The 24283-nt window shown below is 37.4% G+C and carries 25 protein-coding genes and 1 pseudogene; 10 read left to right on the top strand and 16 right to left on the bottom strand.

The window, feature by feature from the left end; all coding sequences use genetic code 11:
* The first annotated feature begins 558 nt into the window (after window positions 1-558).
* Window positions 559-1341, top strand: coding sequence for an enoyl-ACP reductase FabI (locus ABH966_RS03990; protein ID WP_370075956.1), 783 nt, complete (start codon window positions 559-561; stop codon window positions 1339-1341).
* A gap of 79 nt (window positions 1342-1420) precedes the next feature.
* Here the strand turns inward: ABH966_RS03990 and ABH966_RS03995 are convergent, their stop codons facing one another.
* Both ABH966_RS03995 and ABH966_RS04000 read right to left on the bottom strand, forming a co-directional pair.
* Window positions 1421-2068, bottom strand: coding sequence for a peptidylprolyl isomerase (locus ABH966_RS03995; protein ID WP_370075958.1), 648 nt, complete (start codon window positions 2066-2068; stop codon window positions 1421-1423).
* A gap of 146 nt (window positions 2069-2214) precedes the next feature.
* Window positions 2215-3423, bottom strand: a complete 1209-nt coding sequence (locus ABH966_RS04000) for an MFS transporter (RefSeq protein ID WP_370075960.1) — start codon at window positions 3421-3423, stop codon at window positions 2215-2217.
* Window positions 3424-4059: 636 nt separating this feature from the next.
* Here ABH966_RS04000 and ABH966_RS04005 point away from each other — a divergent pair.
* Window positions 4060-4884 carry a methyl-accepting chemotaxis protein gene (locus ABH966_RS04005; protein WP_370075962.1) on the top strand — a complete coding sequence of 275 codons (825 nt, stop codon included), beginning with the start codon at window positions 4060-4062 and terminating at the stop codon, window positions 4882-4884.
* Between the two features lie 17 nt (window positions 4885-4901).
* Entirely contained in the window at window positions 4902-5444 is a 543-nt protein-coding gene (locus ABH966_RS04010) for a GNAT family N-acetyltransferase (protein ID WP_370075964.1), read from the top strand.
* Window positions 5445-5488: 44 nt separating this feature from the next.
* Here ABH966_RS04010 and ABH966_RS04015 read toward each other — a convergent pair whose 3' ends face one another.
* The 3 genes from ABH966_RS04015 to ABH966_RS04025 form a co-directional block, all read right to left on the bottom strand.
* Window positions 5489-7051 carry a flotillin lipid rafts scaffold protein FloT gene (locus ABH966_RS04015; RefSeq protein ID WP_370075966.1) on the bottom strand — a complete coding sequence of 521 codons (1563 nt, stop codon included), beginning with the start codon at window positions 7049-7051 and terminating at the stop codon, window positions 5489-5491.
* Between the two features lie 15 nt (window positions 7052-7066).
* Entirely contained in the window at window positions 7067-7597 is a 531-nt protein-coding gene (locus tag ABH966_RS04020; protein ID WP_370075968.1) for an NfeD family membrane protein, read from the bottom strand.
* Window positions 7598-7840: 243 nt separating this feature from the next.
* Entirely contained in the window at window positions 7841-8035 is a 195-nt protein-coding gene (locus ABH966_RS04025; protein ID WP_370075970.1) for a hypothetical protein, read from the bottom strand.
* Between the two features lie 580 nt (window positions 8036-8615).
* Between ABH966_RS04025 and ABH966_RS04030 the strand changes: the two are divergent.
* Window positions 8616-9593, top strand: a pseudogene (locus tag ABH966_RS04030) (beta-propeller fold lactonase family protein); the annotation flags it as partial.
* 298 nt (window positions 9594-9891) lie between these two features.
* Here ABH966_RS04030 and ABH966_RS04035 read toward each other — a convergent pair.
* From ABH966_RS04035 to ABH966_RS04070, 8 genes are all read right to left on the bottom strand, one after another.
* Window positions 9892-10626: a hypothetical protein gene (locus tag ABH966_RS04035; RefSeq protein ID WP_370075972.1), complete on the bottom strand. Its 735-nt coding sequence runs from the start codon at window positions 10624-10626 to the stop codon at window positions 9892-9894.
* Between the two features lie 200 nt (window positions 10627-10826).
* Complete coding sequence (locus ABH966_RS04040) at window positions 10827-11618, bottom strand: GNAT family N-acetyltransferase (protein ID WP_370075974.1); 792 nt, start codon at window positions 11616-11618, stop codon at window positions 10827-10829.
* Window positions 11611-13410, bottom strand: a complete 1800-nt coding sequence (abc-f, locus tag ABH966_RS04045; RefSeq protein WP_370075976.1) for a ribosomal protection-like ABC-F family protein — start codon at window positions 13408-13410, stop codon at window positions 11611-11613. Before abc-f ends, ABH966_RS04040 begins: the two co-directional genes overlap by 8 nt.
* 103 nt (window positions 13411-13513) lie before the next feature.
* Window positions 13514-13654 (bottom strand): RAxF-45 family protein, encoded by a 141-nt coding sequence (locus ABH966_RS04050; RefSeq protein WP_166672191.1) that lies wholly within the window; start codon window positions 13652-13654, stop codon window positions 13514-13516.
* 268 nt (window positions 13655-13922) lie between these two features.
* Entirely contained in the window at window positions 13923-14609 is a 687-nt protein-coding gene (locus ABH966_RS04055; RefSeq protein WP_370075979.1) for a DUF7003 family protein, read from the bottom strand.
* 240 nt (window positions 14610-14849) lie between these two features.
* Complete coding sequence (locus ABH966_RS04060) at window positions 14850-15329, bottom strand: YjdJ family protein (RefSeq protein ID WP_370075981.1); 480 nt, start codon at window positions 15327-15329, stop codon at window positions 14850-14852.
* A 94-nt stretch (window positions 15330-15423) separates the two neighbouring features.
* On the bottom strand, window positions 15424-15705 hold the full coding sequence (locus ABH966_RS04065; protein WP_370075983.1) for a hypothetical protein: 282 nt from the start codon (window positions 15703-15705) through the stop codon (window positions 15424-15426).
* An 85-nt stretch (window positions 15706-15790) separates the two neighbouring features.
* Complete coding sequence (locus tag ABH966_RS04070; protein WP_370075985.1) at window positions 15791-16819, bottom strand: AbrB family transcriptional regulator; 1029 nt, start codon at window positions 16817-16819, stop codon at window positions 15791-15793.
* Window positions 16820-17043: 224 nt separating this feature from the next.
* Between ABH966_RS04070 and ABH966_RS04075 the strand changes: the two genes are divergently transcribed.
* The 6 genes from ABH966_RS04075 to ABH966_RS04100 all read left to right on the top strand — a co-directional run bounded on the left by ABH966_RS04075 (window position 17044) and on the right by ABH966_RS04100 (window position 20937).
* Window positions 17044-17493, top strand: a complete 450-nt coding sequence (locus ABH966_RS04075) for a LytTR family DNA-binding domain-containing protein (RefSeq protein ID WP_053482631.1) — start codon at window positions 17044-17046, stop codon at window positions 17491-17493.
* A 1-nt stretch (window position 17494) separates the two neighbouring features.
* Window positions 17495-17899: a DUF3021 domain-containing protein gene (locus ABH966_RS04080; RefSeq protein ID WP_370075987.1), complete on the top strand. Its 405-nt coding sequence runs from the start codon at window positions 17495-17497 to the stop codon at window positions 17897-17899.
* 6 nt (window positions 17900-17905) lie between these two features.
* Window positions 17906-18826: an ABC transporter ATP-binding protein gene (locus ABH966_RS04085; protein ID WP_370075989.1), complete on the top strand. Its 921-nt coding sequence runs from the start codon at window positions 17906-17908 to the stop codon at window positions 18824-18826.
* Window positions 18826-19701 (top strand): ABC transporter permease, encoded by an 876-nt coding sequence (locus ABH966_RS04090; protein WP_370075991.1) that lies wholly within the window; start codon window positions 18826-18828, stop codon window positions 19699-19701. The genes ABH966_RS04085 and ABH966_RS04090 overlap by 1 nt, the downstream gene beginning before the upstream one ends.
* A 122-nt stretch (window positions 19702-19823) precedes the next feature.
* Window positions 19824-20579, top strand: a complete 756-nt coding sequence (locus ABH966_RS04095; RefSeq protein ID WP_370075993.1) for a DUF2087 domain-containing protein — start codon at window positions 19824-19826, stop codon at window positions 20577-20579.
* 16 nt (window positions 20580-20595) lie between these two features.
* Window positions 20596-20937 carry a GIY-YIG nuclease family protein gene (locus ABH966_RS04100; RefSeq protein ID WP_370075995.1) on the top strand — a complete coding sequence of 114 codons (342 nt, stop codon included), beginning with the start codon at window positions 20596-20598 and terminating at the stop codon, window positions 20935-20937.
* A gap of 299 nt (window positions 20938-21236) precedes the next feature.
* On the opposite strand, the gene ABH966_RS04105 is transcribed toward ABH966_RS04100, so the two are convergent.
* The 3 genes from ABH966_RS04105 to ABH966_RS04115 form a co-directional block, all read right to left on the bottom strand.
* Window positions 21237-21596 carry an MmcQ/YjbR family DNA-binding protein gene (locus ABH966_RS04105; RefSeq protein WP_370075997.1) on the bottom strand — a complete coding sequence of 120 codons (360 nt, stop codon included), beginning with the start codon at window positions 21594-21596 and terminating at the stop codon, window positions 21237-21239.
* A gap of 251 nt (window positions 21597-21847) precedes the next feature.
* Window positions 21848-22663 (bottom strand): YitT family protein, encoded by an 816-nt coding sequence (locus ABH966_RS04110; RefSeq protein WP_370075999.1) that lies wholly within the window; start codon window positions 22661-22663, stop codon window positions 21848-21850.
* Between the two features lie 113 nt (window positions 22664-22776).
* Window positions 22777-24102 (bottom strand): M48 family metallopeptidase, encoded by a 1326-nt coding sequence (locus ABH966_RS04115; RefSeq protein ID WP_370076255.1) that lies wholly within the window; start codon window positions 24100-24102, stop codon window positions 22777-22779.
* Window positions 24103-24283: the final 181 nt, after the last annotated feature.

Consider the following 24283-nt stretch of genomic DNA (forward strand, 5'->3'; position numbering starts at 1 on the left):
GCCGCTGACGCTTCGCTTTCGCGCAGAGCAGAGCTTCCTGGGGGCGTCCGATGAGCCGCTTTTGTTGCTGTCGCTTCGCTTTCGCACAGAAAACATCCGCTACGCTGCAGGGTCTCGGGCCAACAGATGTTTTTTGCGCGAAAGCGAAGCGGCAGCGGCACCGAGGTTGGTCACGAAGGCGTTATCACAGGACGTGATGGTTTTAGCCTTCGTTCCTCTATCGCTAATCCCCAAGGAGTCGCCTAGTCTCCACTCCAATCAACTAATACTTGGCATATGTTTTAACAAATGTCATTCACAACTTTGGTGATGAGCCAATTTTCTCATACGAATAACTTAATAACAGATTCTTATACCATTTTTATTAATTTAAAAATCTTGTAGCAAAAATAACAACTACTAGATTCGTCTCTAACATAGCAGAGATGAATTTTTTTATTTTCTAATGTAAAGTTTATCAGTCTTTTCATCTTGTTATTGCAACCATTTTTTATGTATGATAAGATTTTAGTAGTTGGTACTAATAACAGATATTATTTCGTAAAGGGGTTCTTATAGATGATGGATAATTTATTACAATTAAAAGATAAAAATATTGTAGTTATGGGTGTGGCAAACGATCGAAGTATTGCTTGGGGTATCGCAAAACGTTTATTTGACGTAGGTGCAAATGTTATTTTCACATATCGCCAAGAACGTTCATTAAAAAAATTACAAATGCAATTAGAGAAAATCGAACAATCTGACTCACTGATCGTACAATGTGATGTCAACAGCGACGAGAGCACAAAAGCAGCTTTCGATGAAATCGGTACAAAAGTAGGCGTTATCCATGGCATCGTGCATTCAGTAGCCTTTGCCAATGCAGAAGATTTACACAATCGCTTCTTAGATACAACTCGTGATGGTTATGCATTTGCACAAGATACTAGCGCCTATTCCCTTATTTCAGCAGCAAAAGCCGCACATCCTTATATGACTGAGGGTGGCTCTATCGTAACAATGAGTTACTTAGGAGCAGAGCGCGTCCTTGATGGCTACAATGTCATGGGTGTAGCGAAAGCGGCATTAGAGGCATCTATGCGCTACCTTGCTGCAGATGTAGGTAAAGATAATATTCGCGTTAATGCGATTTCTGCTGGCGCGATTCGCACACTTGCTGCAAAAGGCGTTCCTTCATTCAATACAATTTTACACAAAATCGAAGAAACAGCCCCATTAAAACGTAATGTTCAACAAGACGAAGTGGCAGATATGACAATCGTGATGCTTTCTCACTTATCACGCGGTGTGACAGGCGAAACGATTTACATCGACGCTGGCTACAATATTATGGGTTAAACACAAAGAAGCATGGGAGATCAAAAATCGATCTCTCATGCTTCTTTGTTTCGTATTGTACTTCAGAATTTCACAACTATTATTTTAGTACCTTTGGGGCTGGATAATCAAAGCCCTTTGTATCTACTTCTACCTTTTTCATCTGCTGATCTTTTAAAGGTTTTTCACCCTCACGTTCAGAAGTAGCTATAGCATCTACTGTTTCCATCCCCTCAATTACTTTTCCAAAGGCAGCATATTCGCCATCAAGATGTGATGCTTCATTTACCATAATGAAAAATTGAGATCCCGCAGAATTCAGATCCTGCGAACGAGCCATTGAAATGACACCGCGTTCATGCTTTAAATCATTTTTAAAACCATTTAATGAAAACTCACCTTCTATCGAATAGTCTGGCCCACCCGTACCATTACCTGAAGGGTCTCCACCTTGAATCATAAAATCAGGGACAACTCGATGGAAAATAAGACCATCATAAAAACCTTTTTTAACTAAGGAAATAAAATTAGCTACCGTATTCGGCGCGGTAGAAGGTTCTAATTCGATGACGATTTTTTCATCATTGTTCATCGTAATCGTCACAATTGGATTTTCCTTCACTTTTGATGAATAATCCGCATTTCCTTCCAATTGCCCACTTTCTTTAGCAGCTCCACAACCCGTCAAAACAAATGCTACCGCCAGAAAAGCTAAGACGATAGAAAATCCTTTAAAACGCGCGAACATATTCTTTCAACTCCTCTTGATCACCAGTCTACTCATTATACTATCAGATAGTTTACGACAAATCATTTTTATAATAATTAATGAAGAAGGCTATATTTATGGATGTGGACGAGAAAGAAAATAAGCTAAGCAAAAAAATACTATTTCTAGTGCCTTGCTGCAATGCGTTGGTGTTTAGCAATAATCCCCTTTAACAAAAAGGATAATAAGCATGCAACGACCAAAAATACAGCAATCATAACAATAACGCCTCCCCAGCCGTAATGCATCCAGAATACCCCTCCTACTGTTCCTCCAACACTTGAACCAAAATAATAGAAAAATAAATAGAGAGAAGAGGCTTGTGCTTTATCATGAGTGGCCCGTTTACTTACCCAGCCACTGGCAATCGAGTGTGCTGCAAAAAAGCCAAATGTAAAGATTGTAATCCCTATAATTTTCAAACTAAGTAGCCCATTTAATGTTAAAATCGCTCCTATAAACATGATTGTAATGGACAATAACAGCATCTTTTGACGGCCATATTGATCGGCTAGACTACCGAACCAAGCAGAGCTAAATGTACCTACTAAGTAAATCACAAAAATCCAACCAACAATCGTGGCACTTAAATTATAAGGCGGCGCCATCAATTTAAAGCCAATGTAGTTATAAAGAGTCACAAAGCTTCCCATTAATACAAAGCTAATACCAAAAAGGCAAAGCATAGATGGGTCCTTTAAATGTTGTAAAAGAGATGTCACCAATGATTTTATCTGTAATGGACGTGCTGAAAAATGCTTGGAGTTTGGTAGCATCCAGATAAATAACACGCTAATCATAAGACTAATGATACCCAGTACAATCATCCCTACCTGCCAATTATAAAGATCCGTTATTGTACCAATAATCACTCGTCCACTAAGCCCACCTACCGAATTACCACTTATGTATAAACCCATCGCAATCCCTAAACTAGAAGGATCCATTTCCTCCCCTAAATAAGCCATCGCAATTGCCGGCAATCCTGCAAAAACAACTCCCTGTATTACACGTAACACTAGTATCGTTTCAAAATTAGGGGAAAAGGCTAGTGCAAGTGTAATAATTGATGCCCCCAAAATAGAAATCGTCATCAAAGATTTCCTGCCCCATGCCTCTGATAAGGAGCCAACAATAATCATACTTATGGATAATGCAAAGGTTGTCACAGAAAGCGTTAAACTCGCAACAGCTGGTGATACATGAAACTCCTTCGCAAACGTTGGTAATAATGGCTGTGATACATATAAATTGGCGAAGGTGATAAAGCCTGCTAAAAATAAAGCCCAGTTTGCTTTATGAAACGCCTTTGTCCCCTTTTGAATGTAACCCATTTCTCTCTCTCCTTACGTTCTTCCAATTCTACTATTATTCTAATACAATGATCTTCAAAACACACGATAACTTGTCAAAAAATAGACAAATTTTCCACCATTTGAATCATTGCCATAACGTGTTGTTGATTTCCGTTCCGACTGGGCGCTTTGTAGCTGCCGCTTTGCTTTCGCTACAGAAACCAATTGTTGCTGCCGCTTCGCTTTCGCGCAGAGCAGAGCTTCCTGGGGGCGTCCGATGAGCCGCTTCGCTTGCGCTCCAGGGTCTCGGGCCAACACGAGGTTGGTCACGAAGGCGTTATCACAGGACGTGATGGTTTTAGCCTTCGTTCCTCTATTGCTAATCCCCAAGGAGTCGCCCAGTCTTCACTCCAATCAACCTATCTATTTGGCATACGTTTTAACAAATGTCATCCACAACATTTGATGATGAGCCCACTATTTTTAGTGTTGAGTGCATTATTTCATTTGACAATATTACCGTGACTAAAATCACATTTTCTTCATATAAATGTAGTTTTTATCTATTTTGAGTTGGCAAATATTGTGTTACAGTAAAAGTAATCATCTAGCAATCATTGGCAAAAAGCTCCGATGACTAAACTATTTTCGTTGCACAGACTTGGAGGAATTTTCATGAACATTATTGAAGCTTTAGCCCTTTCAGTACCTTATATCCACCTTGCATTAAAGGAAGAGGCAATTGTGGCTGTCGTCGAGAAGGAAAGTGAAATAGTTGTAAAATATTTAGCTGGCAAACGTGTAGATTCAGGCTATCAAGATGGACAAAAGGTAAATGCTAATGACCAAAATGTTTTCATTGCCTTTAATGGAAAAAACGCTGATGTCGTTATACCAAAAGATGTATACGGAGTGGCCATCAATGCTTTTTCATTTCCAATCCGTGAAAATGGTAAAGTCGTAGGTGCTCTAGCATTTGGACTTCCAATCGACAATGAGCTTAAACTCGAGGATTATATGGGGACAATGGATAGCATTGTAAACAGCTTACAGGACAAAGTACATACAATTGCCTCACATTCAGAGGAATTAGCAGCAACAAGTGAGGAAATTAACAAACAAGCACAGCACGCCCTTGAAGATTCAGAGAAAACAAATGAAGTAACAGATTTAATAAAAAGCATTTCTCGCCAAACAAATTTACTCGGCTTAAATGCATCTATTGAGGCGGCTCGTGCAGGTCAGCATGGTGCTGGCTTTAATATCGTAGCGCAGGAAGTTAGAAAGCTCTCTTTCGAAACATCAAGCGCCACGGAAAACATTGAAGCCTCCTTACGAAATATAAATAGGAACCTTGAAAACCTTAAGCAGAATATGGGGCAAATCAATGACGCAACGAACGAACAGGCTCAGCTTGTTCAAGATTTCAGTGAAATTATCGAGGAGTTAACAGTTCTTAGTCACGAAATGAAGGGCTTTATGCATAACGCCTTAAAATAATAAAGAGGTGAAGAATATTGCAAATTACAATTAACCCGGATTTATCTTTACGTACTGTCGAATTAGAAGATGCAAATGCTGTTTTTGCCTTAACAGATGCATCACGTGCATATTTACGTGAATGGTTGCCGTGGCTGGATTTTACAAAAGAAGTAGCCGATACAACGGCATATATAGAAGGCTGTATAAAAGGACACGAAGCTAAAAGCAGCCTCTCTCTTGTTATCATTTTTCGAAATGAAATCGTTGGTATTGCTGGCTTTAATACGATCAATCATAGCAATAAAATCGCTGCTATTGGCTATTGGCTCAGCGAAGGGGCTCAAGGGCATGGTATTATGACAAAGACTGTACAGGCATTATTACAATATGCTTTTAAGGATTTACAGCTCAATAAGGTCGAAATTCGTGCTGCTACGGGCAACGAAAAAAGCCGTGCCATCCCTGAGCGACTAGGCTTTACAAAAGAAGGAACGATTCGTGCAGCAGAATGGCTTTATGATCATTATGTTGACCACGTTGCTTATGGCATACTCGCTAGTGAGTGGAAGGAAAAATAGAGGCAAAAATAGCCACCTGATATCATATCAGGCGGCTATTTCTGTTATTGTTCAACTGTTTCTTTTATTTCGTCTTGTGTTTCATTAGCTGTAGCTGGTGCTTGCTTTCCTAAGCCTACTGCTATTTGCTCTAGCTCAGGACGCAATGTATGCTTACCTGCATAGCTTTCAATTAATTCCTTCATGTCAATTCCTGAAGTTTCCTTCAATGATTCCTGTAATGTTGACATTAAATTCGTTGCGTAGGCAGTTACTTTATTGGCACCGCCTCCGCCTTCCCCACCACCAGTATCAACAACAGTAATCTTATCAATATTGCCAAGTGGACTCGCAAGCTCTTTCGCATATTCTGGCATCATACGTACAATCATATCAAGGACAGCTGCCTGGCCGTAGTATTCGAAGGCTTCTGCAATTTTACGTTTTGCCTCGGCTTCTGCTAGACCGCGAAGACGAATGATATCCGCATCTGTTTCCCCTTTTGCACGCTCAGCATCCGCTTTCGCAAGACCGTCCAAACGAATTTTCTCTGCTTCGGCTTTTGCTAATGATTCGATACGGTATTTCTCCGCATCTGCTTGCGCTAGTTCACGCATTTTGTCTGCCGCTGCATTTTGCTCGACAGCGTAACGATCAGCATCAGCCTTTTTCTTAACTTCTGAATCGTATTGCTTCTCACGACGTAAAATCTCTTTTTCTTCTAATTCAATTTGTTTTTGACGTTCAATAATGCGAATTTGCATTTCCTGTTCAGTTACTTCCTGCTTTGCACGTGCCGTTTCTAGCTCATACGCTTGGTCTGCACGAGCTTTTGCAATATCTTGCTCTCGACGGAATTCTGCTACCTTTAATTGATTTTCTTTTTCGGCTTCTGCAATTTCTGTCGCACGTTCAAGTTCTGCCTTTTGAGCTTCTTTCGATGCTTCAGCACGCTTAATACGTGTTTCCTTATCAGCATCTGCAGTAGCAATGTCCGCATCACGTTTAACCTGTGCAATACGTGGCTTACCAAGCGATTCTAAGTAGCCATTTTTATCGCGTACATCTTTAATCGTAAAGGATACGATTGTCAGACCCATCTTCGCCAAGTCCTGAGATGCAACACGTTGTACTTCCTGAGAGAATTTATCACGGTTTTTATAAATTTCCTCTACCGTCATTGAACCTAAGATTGAACGTAAATGACCTTCTAATACTTCACGCGCCTCATTTTCACGCTCTTCCTTTTGCTTTCCTAAAAATTGCTCCGCTGCCGTTGCAATTTCTGAAATGGAACCGCCAATTTTAATGATAGCTGTTCCATCGGCCATAACGGGTACACCTTGTTCTGTATACACTTCAGGTGTTGTCACATCAAGCTTACTTGACAATAAGCTTAATGGATGTGCCTGCTGGAAAATCGGGAATACAAATGTACCGCCACCACGGATAATTTTTATACGATTTCCTGACTCATCTTTATGTACATTTTTTGAGCCAAGATAGCTACCTGTCACAATCAGTGCTTCATCAGGACCCGCTGTACGATACTTAGTCACATAAAGTCCAACTAATGCGATTAAAACAAATGCTACAATCCCTATAACAATTAAAATTTCCGTTGACATATAAATATCACTCCTTTATAAAAATTTTTTATCATAAGATCTCACAAACAGTGTTCCTTCCTTCACTTCTACAACAAGTACTGTCGTATCGTAATCGATAGCCTCATTGTCATAACCTGTTGCTCGCTTCGATATCATACCGCTAGTCGTTTCAATAACTACCTCTCCAAAACCGTCAGTCGGGATTGGAACAATAACCTTTCCTAGCTGGCCACCAAGTGATTCTTCCGTATAAGCTAACGAAACATCGGCCGACCGTAGCGGAACAAGAACAAATAAATAAAATAGTGCACTTAAAATAGCTCCGATAATACAAGCAGCAACAATATTCCAAACGCTAGGGAAGAAGGCTAGTTTTTCTAAAATAAATCCTGTTGCTGACATCAACGTAATGAAAGATAGAATGACACTTGGATTAAAAATCGGTAGCCCCTCTCCAATGCCCTCGACAGCATCACTAAAAAACGTAAATAAAAGAGTTGCAAGGCCCCCGAATATTAATCCCACTAAAAAGATTTGCTCGAGTGAATAGCCAAATAGCGTCAAGTTGTTCACCCCTTTTCATTGTATTACCTACTATACGGATGCAGCCTATAAAAGGTTTCGTAATCTTTCACATTTTCTTAATTTTCGAATGATATGTTTTTAAATAGTGAAATTCTTAAAGTAATAATAGCCATGTCATAATAAAAGGTATTCTGGCAACTAAGGAAATATTGCAGGAGGCTTTAAATTGGGGTTTGGCTAGAAAAATACAGCGAGCGTTGTAAAGAGCCCCTTAAAAGCTCTTTAGGCATTAGATATTTGCCTTTTCCTATAAACAAACAGACCAATAATTGAAAGAAGTAAAAGTAAAATACTGGAGGTTAAAAAGAATAATGCTAAAGTAGTTCTTTCTCCCCAATGGTTATATGCTTGTAAAAAACCGATAAGAACCATAAAAAAAGATAGTACTAATTGGAGTTTTGAAACATTTTTAAACAATAAAATCCCTCCTTTATGCACATTTGATTTTACCATATAATCACATAAACAAATACGTTAAACAAGCCATAATGCGGAGGTAATTCCCCTTCCGATTGAGCCCTATGCTTACGATCCAGAATCTCATCCGCCAGAGTCGCCTAGCCTCCTCCCCAATCAATTTATATATTGCATACGCTTTAATCAAATGTCGTACCTAACTTTAGGTAAAAACAAAAAGCATGTCACCGATAGAATTTTATTTAGAAGCTCTTATCGATGGTTTTCTTATGATTCTAGTACATTCAATGTAGATTAAATTCATTTTAAATAAAGAACCCTTCGAAGAATCACCAGCAGACATTATAATTTGGGAATCAAACAATGACTGAAAACTAATATAAACAACCATTCAACACTGTTCAAAATTATTTGGTTCGAGTAAAACGCACAAGCAACATAATTCCATTGGCATATAGTATCAATGTATCCATATATGATAGAAAGGGTGTGCATTGTGGGAAAAGAAAATAAATTTATAAAGTTCAAGTTTAAATCAAATCCAAGTTGTCGTTGTAATTGTTGTGGTTTTTGTTGTCCTTGTCCTTGTAAGCCACCATTTACACCACCATTTATACCTGAACCACCAACTCCACCTTGTCATTTTTTAGTGTACGTTACAGACGCTGGTCAGGCGGCTACTCCAGATAATAGGGTATCAGTAATTGATACGGCAACAAATACTATAGTCGCTACCATTCCAGTAGGAACTGCTCCTCTAGAAGTAGCGATTACACCAAATGGAGAATTTGGTTATGTTCCAGCTCTCTTCTCGGATAATGTAACGGTTTTTAATACGGCAACAAATGCTGTGGTCGCTACCATCCCGGTAGGATTTCAGCCTCTTGGTGTAGCGATTTCACCAAATGGATTACTTGCTTATGTATCAAATCACGGACTTGGAGCTAACTCTGTATCTGTCATAAATACAGCTACAAATACGGTAACCGCTACTATTCCAGTAGGGCTCCAACCTCAGGGCATAGCTTTTACTCCGGATAGTGCATTTGCTTACGTTGCAAACGAAAACTCAAATTCAGTATCAGTTATAAATACAGCTACAAATATGGTAGTTGCTAATATTCCTGTGGGACTTCGTCCAAGATCCATCGTTTTCACACCGAGCGGACAATTTGCTTATGTTACAAATGAAAGTAGTAATACTGTATCTGTAATTGAAGTAGCTACAAATACGGTATTTACTACAATCCCTGTTGGGACAGGACCAGTTGGTACAGCAATTACACCTGATGGAATATTTGTTTACATTGTAAATAAAGGTAGTAATACCGTATCTGTAATAGATACATTTACCAATTTGGTGATTGCTACGATCCCTGTAGGATTATCTCCTGACCAAGTAACCATCTTGCCCGATGGAACACTTGCATATGTCACAAATCAACTTGACAATACTGTGTCTGTCATAGATATAGAAACAAATACAGTAATCGATACAATTCCAGGGTTTAACGGTCCTACTGGTATTAAAACGGGAACAATCTGCCTGACTTCATAATCTAGAGTCTTGGGGCTCAAGGGTAAAACAGGAACCTTTCCCTTGTTCATAAAAAAAGACATACTTCAATTTCCTAAATGGCAATTGAAGTATGTCTTTTTTATGAAGTGCGACTACCTTGAAATGCTTGACGTAGAACTTGAGACCAAGCGATTACTGGTTCCTTGTTGTTCACTGCCTTCAAATGTGTTGGTAGTTCTTTTGATTCAACCAACACATTTGACTGAGCTATTGAAAAATGGGCTAGCTCATAGCTAAACCCCACACAAAACACATTATATAGGCATTAACATAGCCTTTAAGATTCTAGTACATTTAAAATAGCATCAAGATCATTGACAGCAATATCTAGGCGTTCCTTTGCCTCGATATTTTGCTGTTTTAATTGACTAAATTCTAGTAAATTTTTCTCATGCTTTAACTTGATAGAAGACAAGCGTTCAATTCGCGATTCTACCTTTTCGATTGCTTGCTCACAAACTGCTGTCCATATCTTTTCTGACTGCTGCATTTCAGTCGTTGATGGGTTGTGGTGACGCATAATTCGTGCATATACTGCTTCAATTTGTTCAATTAGTTCTGAATAAAAATGTCGCTCAACACGAGTTGTTTGGAATGTTGGGTGCTCTACCTCTTTTGCATATGGGGTAATTTGACGAAGTAGCTTTCCAGCATTTTCTCCGAAACCATGTGATAAATTCAATACATTCATTAACTGTAAAAGTAAACGAATTTCTTCTAGATTAATAAGTTGTGAATCGATGCTTTCCTTTAGCTTTAAGGATTCCATATAGCGTCGATCAAAGTGCTCGATTTCACCATTGCGTTGTTCTACTAAATGATCACCTGCATTGTCTTTCAAGCTTTTAATATAGCGAATTGCATGGCTTTTTAGCTCTTCCATCGATAGCAAGTTGTCATTGTCTTGTTGTGGCTTTCCTCGTTGAACATACGCAAATGCATCCATTTTTTTGGGCCATTGTGCTGCTGGGGTTTCTTCTAAGACATTATAGCGTATATAAATTCCGTGCATTCCATATCCTCCAAGTCCATTAAACAAGTATCTCTAAAGAGAGTAAATCGAATTCGCCATTTTTTCAAGTAAAAAACTTTTAAAGATTAAAAATTCTTCTTTCGAAACATTAATTCAAAAATCCCGAACCTTAAAAGCACTACTCCTGTGGAAATTTCTGTCCCACAGGAGTAAGTCAATGTTTTTTATCTTTCATCCAATTAAGACTCTTGTCGTATTTGCTCAATGCTTTTTCCTTCAGTAAAGGCATGAATAGATTTTATTGTGCCTACTGATTTGAAATTTGCTCTGTCATAAACCTTGGCAACCTGTTCATTGATAGGTAAAATCCAAAGATATTCTAACCCTTGCTTTATCGACTCTTGCTGAATATGGTGCAGAATATATCCAATCAAACCTCGACCTCGATAGCTTTCAAGTGTTGCTACACTCTCAACTCTCCCTTGATTTCCTGAGACGAAAATATTGGCAGTACAGCAAGCTGTGCCATCCAATCTTAATAAATAATACGTAAAATGCGGAGAATGATATGTTTCTTCAAAAGCTTTTTTGATTAATGCAGGCTCTCCAAATGTAGAAATGCTCATTTCTACAGCTAATGCTTCCTCCATATTGGCATCTGTTACACGTTCAATTTGTATGGCTGGATTATGAGCTAATTGCGAGTATTCACCATTCCAACACTGTACATCATCAGTAAAACTTTCATATTGAAAGCCATGATTCTCTAGTGCTTCTATACATGACTGATTTCCCTCCACATCGTATAAATACAATCTTGGAATGAGAGATTTTGACTTATAGAATTCCTTGATTTTCTTTAAAAACATATCTGGATCGGCAATAATCTTCCAAATGTGTGCATGATTAGCATCATAATATGTTGGCATTTCCTTATTGTAAAATAATACTCCTTCATTACATGTTTCCATCTCACTAAAACTTTTAACATAATTAATATCTAACTGCATGATGTGCTCAATTTTATGCATCTTTTGTTCCTCCCTCAATCCACTTTTCATATAAATCTTCTAGCTGCTGTTCAAGTTTTTGACGTTGCTCCTTAGCAAGTGTCGGCTCCTTTAATCTCATTTCGAGCTTTTCAATTTGTTCTTCAATCGGTATCTCTTTTTTACCAGCATAGGATTTTTCAGGTACTTCTTTTATAACTGGTTCTTTTACTATTTCTAAGCATTTTTGTCTTGCCCATTCATAATCGCCTTCATATACTTGAATCGTTTCATGCTCAATCCATGCAATTTTTGTGAAAATTTTTTGTAAAAAATAACGGTCATGTGAGACGCCAATAATGGTTCCTTCAAAGGACTCCAGTGTATCCTCCAATACCTCTCTCGCTTCAATGTCTAAATGGTTGGTCGGCTCATCTAGCATCAATAAATTAATATCCTCATGCATTAACTGAGCAAGACGTAAGCGCATCTTTTCACCGCCACTTAAATCCTTCACTTTTTTAAAAACGTCATAGCCATAAAATAAAAACTGAGCAAGAATATGACGTGCTTCAGCTTCTGACACAGAGACGCTCTCACGGAAGGCATCTATTAAGCAAATGGCAGGATTTTTATGTTCAAATTGCTGTGAAAGGTAACCAATTTTAACGCTGCTGCCGACATGACAAGCACCTTTATTTGGTTCAACTTCACCTAACATCATTTTTAATAACGTTGATTTTCCACTGCCATTGCCCCCAACAATCGCCAGTCGTTCTCCGAAGTAAACCGCTAAATTACTTTCCTTAAATAACGGTTTCTCAAATGCATGGCTAATGTCCTTCATTTGTACGACCTCTTTACCACTACGCTCAGCCATCGTTAACGCTAAATTCATTTTCTTTTTCGTTGATGGCTTCTTCACACGCTCTATACGAGCTAGTGCTTTCTCCATACTTTTAGCACGACGATGCAAGCCATCATTTGGCGGATTCGCTTCATTTGCCCATTGCTTTAAGCGCTTTATTGTTTCCTGCATTTTTTTAATTTTCTTTTGCTGTTCTTCATATTGTGCAAATTGCTGTTCAAGCTTAGCTTCCTTTTGTTCAACAAATGCATCGTAATTGCCAATATACGTAAATGCCTCTCCATCTTCAATTTCAATTATTTTTTGAGCCATTTGATTCATAAAGTGGCGATCATGTGATACTGCAATAACAATTCCTGCAAAATTCCGGACATAATTTTCTAGCCATTCGATTGCCTGCATATCTAAATGATTGGTCGGTTCATCTAATAACAAAATAGAAGGATTACTTAAAAGGATTTGCCCTAGCATTACCTTTGTTTTCTCCCCTCCACTTAAGCTACTAAAAGGTTGCTCAAGCAATGGTGTTATACCTAGACCATTTGCAATCATCGCTAATTGCGCATCAATTTCATAGCCACCCTGCAGCATAAACTGTTCCTGCGCATGACCATATCGCTGGAGTACCTTATCTGTTACAGCTAGCTGCATTTCCTGCTCAAGCTTTGTCATTTTCGCCTTTAATGCATAAATTTCCGCAAATGCTTCCTCCAACACTTCCTTCACTGAGAGCATAGGATACTGTGGAATTTGATGTAAATAACCAATCGACGCTTCCTTACTTTTTATGATTCGTCCTTTATCTGGCGTATCCAAAGCTGCTAGTAACTGTAATAAAGTCGTCTTCCCACTGCCGTTCACACCAACAACGGCCACATGCTCCCCTGTATTTACTTCTAATTGAAGCCCTTCAAATAAAACATTTCCACCAATAATTTTTTGTATTTGTTCAGCCTTAATTTGCATCGTTTTTTCCTCCAATGAAACGTGCGAAAAACATCTATAGACACAAAAAAGACTGCTCGATTAACAAGCAGTCTTTTCCTCATTAGTTTGTGAAAAAGAATGGTTAATTCGCTACGTTTGATATTTGATTTTGCTTAAAAATGGACAGACCTATCCCGTTGTTCGCAAAATCGAAAGTAATCACACGTGCAAAATACATAGCTGTATCCACTTTTACACATGTTTTCGTAGCGTTTTTATTCATTCCTTTTCACCTCCGTTCAATATAATTAAATTTATATTACCATAATTCAGGTAATTTTGAAAAGAGTAAATTACATTCTTTCACATTTTTTCAGCCCCGTACTTAACGGGGGTTGATTTCTGTTCCGGCTTGGCGCTTTCCTTAGGGCGTCAGATGAACCGTTCCACTCTTGGGGACTGCGCCAGAGAATGCGAATAGTAAACTTTTATATGAGCTAAAAAGCGGACTCCGTACAAAAATTGTACAAGTCCGCATAAATAAGTTTTATTCATTCATATTCACTAAAGTCCCAGTCTATTTGCTTTTCAAAATCATAATCTACCCAATTTAGCCAATGTACATTACTCTCACCTAATTGGATAAAAGTTGGATTTTTTGTAATTAAGGCTTGTTCCAATGATTTAAAGAAAATATTTTGGCTTGGAGGAATATCTCCCACTTCTGTATGTTGCCAGCAGTCTGTTGAATAGAAATAATTCCATTTTCCATCTTGATCCAATACCTCTAGAATTTCTTCTTTATTAATAAAAAATAATGGGTCCATTGTTTCTTTAATCATTCTAAGCAAATACGTTGGATATGAAGCTTCATCTACTAACTGGATATTTTTTTGTGTGTACGTAGAAGCATTAAATGCATAATTATAAACTTGATTAAGAATAGTAATTTTCCCTGAAAACAAATTCTCTTTTGGCAAGCCCTCATATGACCAACTATCAATATCTATTGTGTCTAATGTGACTAATCCAAAATTCTTTGGATTAGTATTTGAATAATAGTATAAATTTGTTTGTGGCCCTTCCTGATCAATACCAATAACTTGGAAAACTAATAACCAATCTTCATTTTCAACAAAAACATCTAATTTTGCTGTTACATAATCAAAATTAGCGTTTTCTAAATAGAGAAATGTATAATCCTTATAGTGGTTATCTAATACTTCTAAAAAATTCATTTAATTACTCCTTAATTATTTCAACCATTTAAGGCTTTCTTTTATCATTCAAAATGAATATTTATCATTTTAAGCCCATCTAATATAAAATTACAGTTTTCAGTTGTATCAGAGGCTAGAAGTTCTGTCGTAGGATTTCCCCATTGCAGTTCTATTTTAATTCCTTCGATGTTTTAAAAAATGCGAACTCTTGTACAATTACCTATGTACTAGAGCTCGCACATTTATGTTACTAATCAACTATTGTGGTTGAAATTTAAACATGTATTTTTTTCTGTACCATAAACTTATCCCCATACTTATAAAAATTAATGCACCGACAGCTGTAATCCAAAAGAATATGTTTCCTCCAACAGTTGATGAATTAAAAAATATAGCGCTCATAACAATAAATACACAACTTATAATCCCTGACAAAATAATGGCTAACTGGCGATTTAGTTGAAAAATGAAAAATATAAGTACAGTACAAATATAAAGAACACTTACTGTCATAATAGTCGGGAAAAATGGTTGGAATTTAGCCGCATAGACAAAGTAATCAAGCTGGCTAATATCCTGTCCACTGCTTATCTCAATATTAAATATCTGAGAAAATGGGGTTGAATACTTCCATTCCAGCGGATTATCTATGATACCACTTCCCTCATACCAAGAAATAGCTGTTGACATCAATAAAGTTAAGAAACCAAGAATTAGTTGTATCACATATTTAAACAATGTTCTTCTCCCTTCACCCTTTAAAATTAAAGACGATACAATAAATTCTTGGTTTCATAAATACCGGATTATCTGGATTAAAGTGGGCAGAGTACTACCGTTCCAAATGGACATTTTTCTTGGTCTTTGGGTTTAATTCCTTTATCAAGTTAAGATCGTGTGCATTTTCCAACTTTCGGAAAGCTATTAGGCCTATCTTTATTGCATTAAAAAGATGCCCTTGATAAATATCACAATCAAGATTTTCATCTTCAAGTAATAAAAAATCCCTTTCAAAATCAACCTTTATTTTACGTGTTCCCTCATCCGGAAATGGATTAGCCATTATCAAATTATGCTCGTCTGATATTAACGATAGCACTTTTTCTTTATCCAAACAAAAGACCTCCTGCTAGATAAATATATTTGGACGTGCCAAAAGAAACTATCGTCCCATTGAGGCTAATGGGATACATCAGCCTCTATGTTTTCACTTTTTTCACAAACATTTTAACAAACGGTACAAGGAACACGGATACGACCAGCACCCTGAATAGCTGAAATGCGGTGACAATTGTGACCTTTGCATGTACGGAAGCGGCGATAATCCCCATTTGATCCAGCCCGCCTGGGACGATACTTAAAAAGCCTGTGCGAAAATCAAGGCTGTATAAACTCTTCATAATAAATGTTAAACCATAAGCTGCGCCAATAAAGATACCCGCCGATACAAAAGCATAAAATACATGCTTCTTCGATAAATGTAAATCGTCTTTTTTCAATAAAAGCCCAATGTAAATGCCAAGCATTAGTTGGGCAATATGAAGTAGTGACAATGGCAATTTCGGCACATCAATTCCTGCTATATTGATGCCCATCAATAAAAACACGGGACCAAGCATATAGCCTGTCGGAATTTTTGCCTTTTGCGTTAGCCAACCCGCTACTCCACACACAGCAAGTAAAGCTATTAGGCTCCATGTATACGCTCCGTTGACAACTACGCTAGTTCCCCCAGAGTCTGACACCATCAATGGCACAAAGCCGACGATTAAAAGAACCCGTAAAATTTGGAAGAACGTAATGACGACCATATCCATATCCCCTTGCTCCTCTGCAAAGGCAACAACCTGTGACATGCCACCAGGTACACAGCATGTCAACGCGGTTGCAAAATCCAAATCCGCACGTTTTGCTACTAAATAACTAACGCCGAAAAACAATACAATAAATAATACATTTAAAACAATCATACTCCCTAAAAATTGTTTAATATCTTGCACCGCTTCTGGTGTAAACGCAAAACCAATGGAATATCCTGCAACGATTAAACCAAAATTACGAAAATACCTATGCCATTTCAATTGGACTTTCGTCGATAACTGAACAATTAGCACCGCCGCAATAGCTCCAAGTAACCATGGCATCGGAATATGTAATACATTAAATAAAATCGCACCTGTTAAACCAATACATAAAGTAATAAACATGTGCTTATCAAAAATAAACATAGAAGCAACCCCTCGTGACTGTATCATTCTATTATGCCGTTAACCTGCCTATTTTTCTACTTCATCACTTTTTTACAAGGTCGTATATCGTTAAAATTGAACCTGTTATTTATAAAATTTAACCTCTTATCCAAGATTTTCTCCAAGCTAAAATTTTCTATGCTACATTATTATTACCTGATTCAGTGATTCTCCGTTGCGGAGATATGTAAAGGAGGCCTCCAATGAAAATTCACTTAACGATCAACAGTGCATTAGAAGAAACTGAGGTTCATATACATGCAAAGGAATACAATGAGCAAATTGAACGACTGATGAAGCAACTACAAACTTCACAAACAACAATGCTAGATGGCTATTTTCAACAGGAAATTCATATGCTAAAAATTTCAGATATTTACTCCATTTACGCAGAGGGTGCAAAAGTATTTTTGCAGACGGAAGAACAGGAATTCGAAACGAAGCGTAAATTATATGAGCTGGAAGCACAATTAGCGAAAGACTTTGCCCGAGTCAGTAAATCGACACTCGTCAACATTAACAAAATTGCCTCTATTCAAATGGGCAAAATTGGCACAACTGAACTGATTTTAGAAAACGATGTGTCCGTCCATGTTAGCCGGAAATATTTAAAAGAACTAAAACACCACTTAGGTATTGGGAGGGACTCATAATATGAAAATTATTCGCATGATGATTATTGGACTACTCATATCACTTAGTTCTTCCTACGTCTTAGTAACATTAAGTGTCATATCTAATAACGCTGTGGTGTCAGGATCTGAACTACTTGAGCAAATTATCATCGCCGCCATCCTTGGAGCGGTAATAGGTCTACTGTCCATCATCTTTGAAATAGAGCGTTTACCTTTTATTACTCAGCTTATTCTACATTTAATTGCAGTTACGCTGTGTGTTATGATTGCAGGCTATTTCGGGCGTTGGTTTGAACATTCCGGCATTAAGTATGTTCTTATAAGTGAAGCTATTATTTACTTAATCGTTTGGTGCATCCTTTATGTCCTTCAAAAAAATGATATTGAAAAAATTAATTATGAAATTCAAAAAAGAAAGGAATAAAACAATATGACCTTTTCTATACAAGTTGAAAATCTATGTAAACAATATGACGATCATCAGGCGGTAAAAGGTATTTCATTTACGGTTGAACAAGGCTCCCTCTTCGCCTTTTTAGGTGCAAATGGTGCCGGAAAATCAACGACCATTGAAATACTTTGTACATTATTGAAAAAATCAAGCGGTACTGTAAACATTAATGATTATACACTTGGTGCAAGCAATGACAATGCGGAAATCCGAAAATCCATTGGTGTTGTATTCCAGCAAAGTTTACTAGATGAACAATTAACGGTGCGGGAAAATATCCTTCATCGTGGTAAAACATATGGCTTATCGAAAAAACAATTGGCCGAAAATTATCAATTCGTTTCAACATATTTGCATTTAGCTGATATAGAAAATCGCAAATATGGAACTTTATCAGGTGGTCAAAAAAGACGTGCTGATATCGCTCGAGCACTTATCCATCGACCTAAAATATTGTTTTTAGATGAACCAACAACTGGACTTGATCCACAAACGCGGCAATTCGTTTGGCAAGCCATTAAACAGCTTCAGCTCGAAACAAACATGACTGTTTTTTTAACAACGCATTATATGGAGGAAGCGGCAGTTGCTCATCAAGTCATCGTCTTAAAAGAAGGAGAAATTGTTGCTGAAGGGACACCTGATGAACTTAAAACAAAATACGCCTATGATTCAATGGCAATTGTTTTTCATAATAGTTCAGAAGGGATACAGTGGCTCGAGGAAAATGCTATCTCCTATACAGAAAAGCTAGGTATTTTCTCCATCCGAGTCGAATCGACAATGCATGCTTTAACGCTATTAAAAAAAGCGGAGTCGCTTATTGCTTCGTTTGAAGTAATCAAAGGCACGATGGATGATGTCTTTCTTCATATTATGGCTGAGGAAGGTGTAGCTTAATGGACGCATTATTTAGCTTAGTAAAACGAAATAACAAAGTTTTTAGACGTGATAAAACACAAGTCTTCTACTCGCTGCTATCCGTCATTATAGTCATTATCCTTTACGCAGTATTTCTTCAAAAAATGCAGGTCAATGCCATTGAAGAAGTGACAAAGGCTACTCCAGAATTGGTAACGATGGTCAATGAATGGATTGTCGCTGGTTTACTCTCTATGATCGCTGTTTCTACTACACTTGCCGCGTATGGTATTGCTGTAAGGGATCTTGAAACAAAAGCGCAAGCTGATTTTCTCACAGCGCCTATCTCGCGAGCAACCATTCAATTTAGCTATGTTTTAAATGCGTTTATCATTGGCTGTATCTTTTCCTTTATCGCCCTTATTGGCTGTGAAATTTTTATCGCATCAACTGGCGGCCAGCTACTAAACTTTGGGGATTTCATGAAAGTTGTAGGATTACTATTTTTATCAGTGTTACTGGCCAGTGTTTTTAATCTCTTCCTTGTGTTACTTGCTAACAGCCAACATTCATTTTCAACTCTCAGTACAATCGTCGGTACAGCACTCGGTTTCTTTTGTGGTGTTTATGTACCTGTTGGTGCACTTCCAAGCTTTGCTCAAAATCTTATTATGTATTTCCCTATCAGTCATACAACGTTACTATTACGCAATGCCTTTATGGAGAGCTCAATTCCCAAGGTTTTCGAAGGTGCGCCTGCTTCACAGGTGGAAGATTATAAAATAATGTATGGTATTGTCTATGACGTTCATGGAAATATACTGAGTACCTCAACTAGCTTTATCATTATTTTCGTCACAATTATTGTGCTAGCGATCTTATCGATCATTATTTTTAAAAAGAAAAATAAATAAACATTTTCGCACATCGTTTATAAAATGATGTGTTTTTATTGATTTTATTTAAACAATTTGTTATTTTAATAATATATAAGCAAACAAATTTAATAATCGTTTGTTTTACAGGAGGACTTCCAATGGATGTAAATGAATTATTTTGGCAAGCTTCAATTCATGACATAAAAAAAGGCTACAGCGATGAAGCAACTCACTTCACTTGTTTGCTTTGCGGGGAAAAGATTGAAAAGGGTATCATTTATCCACATGAAGGCGTTCTCTACGAGGCAGAAAAATTTATGCAACATCATATTACTGCTGCACATCAATCCGTATTCCATTATTTAAATGGCCTTAATAAAAAAATGACAGGACTAACTGATCATCAAAGTCATATTTTGCGCTTATTTTATGAAGGAAAAACAGACCAAGAAATTAAAGAAGAGTTGGAAATTGGTAGTGCAACAACGATACGTCACCATCGCTTTACTCTTAAAGAAAAGGAACGTCAAGCGAAAACGTTTCTTGCGATGATGGAGCTTTTAAAAGAACAGAATCAAAAGGAAGACAGCTTTGTACCTATTCACAAAACGGCAACGATGGTCGACGATCGCTATAATATTACGATTTCTGAAGAACAGCAATTACTTGAAAAGTACTTTCCAAACGGTATTGGCAAAGCGCTTGTCCGCTTCCCAAAACGGGAAAAACATAAAATCGTGATACTCCGTGCAATCACAAAACTTTTCGATGAAACAAAACAGTATTCCGAAAAAGAATTAAACGAAATAATTCAACCGATATATGAGGACTATGTGCAAATACGTCGCTATTTAATTGAATACGGCTTCATGGATCGACAAGAGGATGGCAGTGCTTACTGGATAAAAAAATAAGAAAGCAGGGTTTCAAATGGACCATAAAAAAGAATTAAAGGAAATGTATAAAGAAATAAAAATCGAAGCTGGTGTTTTTACAATGACCAATCAACAAAATGGTAAAGTGTTTGTTGGCAGCTTCAATAATTTAAAACGCTTAAACGGCTTTCAATTTTCATTAAAAACAAATACACATACTAATAAAAAGCTACAAGCCGATTACAACACATTCGGCAAGGATGCTTTCGATATTGAAGTTGTAGAATATTTGAAGAAAAAAGAAGAAGGCTATTTCGATCCAAAAAAAGAGCTAGAAAAGCTGGAACAGAAATGGCTCGATAAGCTTCAGCCATTTGGTGAACGTGGATATAACTAGGTATGCATGAAAAAAGAATCTGTTTCTCCGAGATTAAGCTGGGGAAATTTGCAGATTCTTTTTTTGATTTCATATATTGTGTTGTTCGCGTGGGGATTCACTCATTTCGGGGTATTCCTTTTCGCTGATAGAGTAAATATCAGTTGGATCTGATCAGTTCTTTGGCTAACCCGAGCACTTTTCTCTTGCACCTGATCAGTTCTTTGATTAACCGGAGCAGTTTTCTCTTACACCTGATTATTTCTTCGCTAGACTGTCCCCACTTCTTCGCGTGAGATCATCCTACTTGTTCTCTCACTTCATTTCTGAATTTCCCGCTGAGCTTTTTTTGGTAGCTTTTCGAAAACTAGCTCATACGAATGTTTGATTAAATTTCCAACTAAATCAATAGGTACATCATCTGCATCCATATAGATTGAATTCCAATGTGTTTTATTCATATAATAACCTGGAATAATACCTTCATAGGCTTCTCTCAACTCTTCAGCTCGATTCGGTTCGCATTTTAATGTAAGTACTGGTCTTCCAGTACTATCTCCGCCCATCATCACATACATTTTTCCCCCAATATGATAACGATCTGCCTGCCATTCTTCTTTGTAATCATGCGTTGTTCCACGAAGCTTTAGGCAATAGGCATGAATTGTTTCTTTGTTCATTATTTAACCCCATTTCTTCCTAATATCAATTATGCCGAGGCATAATTGCGTCCGGAGGCTTTAACTTCTTTCAGCAGGTCCTGGTGAAAGAAGTTAAAAAAACACACGTTCGATTATTTTCATTATAATCAATAACGTGTGTAGAGGAAATAATTATTTTATTTTAAATTAATTTCAGTTTCCGGTAATTTTTGTTCGGGCAGATCGTCGGCCACACGATTTAATTTTTAACGTGTTATTACAGAACACTTTTACTTTATACCTCTATCAAACACACCGATGACCTCGGTAGTTTGCAATACATTGACAAAGGCTTTGGCATCCGCTTCCTTAATCATACCTTTAACCTCGGCAAGCTGATAGCGTGTAATGACGGTAATTAAAACTTTTCGCCCTTCGCCTGAATAAGCACCCTTCGCATCCATAATAGTTACACCTCTATGAAGCTTTTCCAGAAGTTGCTGTTTTACTTCCTCGCCCTTACTCGTAATAATCATAAGAGTCAATTTAATATGACTCGTATGAATAGTGTCGACAACCTTCCCTGTAGCATAAATTGATACGAGTGTCAGTAATGCTGCATCCCAGCTAAAGACGAATCCGGAGATTGCTACAACGATACCATTCATCGCAGAGATTAATGTACCGAGTGGAAAATCTCGTTTACGACTTAACAGCATCGCTATAATATCAAAACCACCAGAAGAACCTGCCGCACGAAAAATCATGCCCAACCCTAAGCCCACAATAACACCACCAAATAATGAAGCAAGAATTGGATCTTGAGTAGCTTTATAAACCGGAATAATATACAAGCTTACCGACAAGACAACTACAGAAAGAATGGTATAGCCAATAAACCGCTTCCCTAGCTTCAAGACCCCTAAAATAAGCAAAGGCAAATTCAATAGTAAATTTAAAACCCCTGTATTTAAGGGTGTAATAATACCAAGCATGATAGCAATCCCGCTTAATCCCCCGCTTAAAATCTCATGTGGAATTAACAAAAGATTGTAGGCACAGGCGACTAATATCGATGAAAGTGTAATAACGACAATATTTCGCATAATAAATCCCCTATCACTAACGAACGAGTTTTGTACTTCTTTCCCTTAGAATACCCAACTTATTCGTTCAAAAAACCTGGAGTATGGCACTATTGAAGTTAAAACAACGACCTTTATTTCTTCTGATGTTCTTTTTTCTGTTCCTCTTTTAACGGCACTTCTTTTAATGGCTCCTCTTTATTCTCTTCAGCCTTTTCAGCTACCTTATAAATACGTTCAAGCATTGGTGGATGTGTATAACGGAACCACTTTACGAGTAACTGCGGATTTACCTCACTCAAACCAGATATCGTTAGCTTCTGGAATGCAGTAATTGCGGACTCGCGATCACCCGTTAGTGAAATCGCATATTGATCAGCTCTATTTTCCTGATATCTTGAAATATAATTCGACAGTGGGCTTGAAGCAAATAATAAAACAGATGTTAACAGTAAAAACAATGGATAAGAGCCTATATCACCAATTTTTTTAATTTTTAATACCTGTCCGTAACGTCCAATGAACCACCTCAAACATTTTGCCGTCAGCCATAGGCCTATCAATGTCAACAGAAGATACCCAGCAATGCCAAAATAAATATGCTTCTCAACATAGTGTCCCATTTCATGTGCCATGATAAATAATATTTCATTATCTGTTAAACGATTTAAGGTTGTATCCCATAGCACAATTCTCGAATTACTGCCAATACCCGTTACATAAGCATTTAAGGCATTTGTTTTTTCTGCCATATTGACTTCATATACGTGCTCTGCTGGTATATTTGCCTGTGCAGCAATAGACAAAATTTTCTCTTCTAGCTCTTTATTTTTTAACGGATAAAAATCATTATATAAAGGATCAATGACTACAGGTTGAATGAACATCACAAATATTGTAAATGGAATCGTTAGAAACCATGCATATAGCCACCATCTTTTGGCACTTTTTTTGATGAGCCAGTAAAGGACAGATACGATAATTAAACTCATGCCAAAGTTAACCCAAAAATCAATAATGCCATCTCGCATCCATGACGAAAACCCTTGTGTACTAATTCCATAAGTTTTGCTTAAATTGTAACGATAATAATCGAGTGGGAATAGTACAACATATAGTAAAAGTGATAATAAGAATAAGTAGCTTGCATTTTGTAACAGCTTCCATTTTGTTTGTGACGTCGCTACCTTTTCAAAGTAACGTGATACGCCCATAATTAAAATCATGAAATAAATTAACCATTCCAAAGGTGTAGCAACAAAGAATAGGAAGTTCCGTATTTTAGAATATTCACCACTTAAGTATAATTCTTTTTCAGACATAAACATCACTGGATCTGCAGCTGTCCCCTGCATCGCTCGTGGTATTGTACCACCACCGCTGTGGAATATATACCAATACATACACAGCACATAAACACCGAATAAAAGTAGCGCGACAATTCCCATTTTTTTCGCTATGTCATTTCCTCCCTTGCTCAACACTAAGTTCGTCCTATAGTAAGTGTAAGCTAAAATGAAAAAGTTAGAACAAATTTTTCTTTGTTTTATTTACCTTCTATTCTACTTCACACCAAAAAGAAAAATACGCTCTACTTCTCCAAACGCGTAACAAGCCATGTAGATGCTAAAGCACCACGGC

The sequence above is a fragment of the Lysinibacillus sp. RC46 genome, assembly GCF_041262385.1.
Classification (GTDB): Bacteria; Bacillota; Bacilli; order Bacillales_A; family Planococcaceae; genus Lysinibacillus.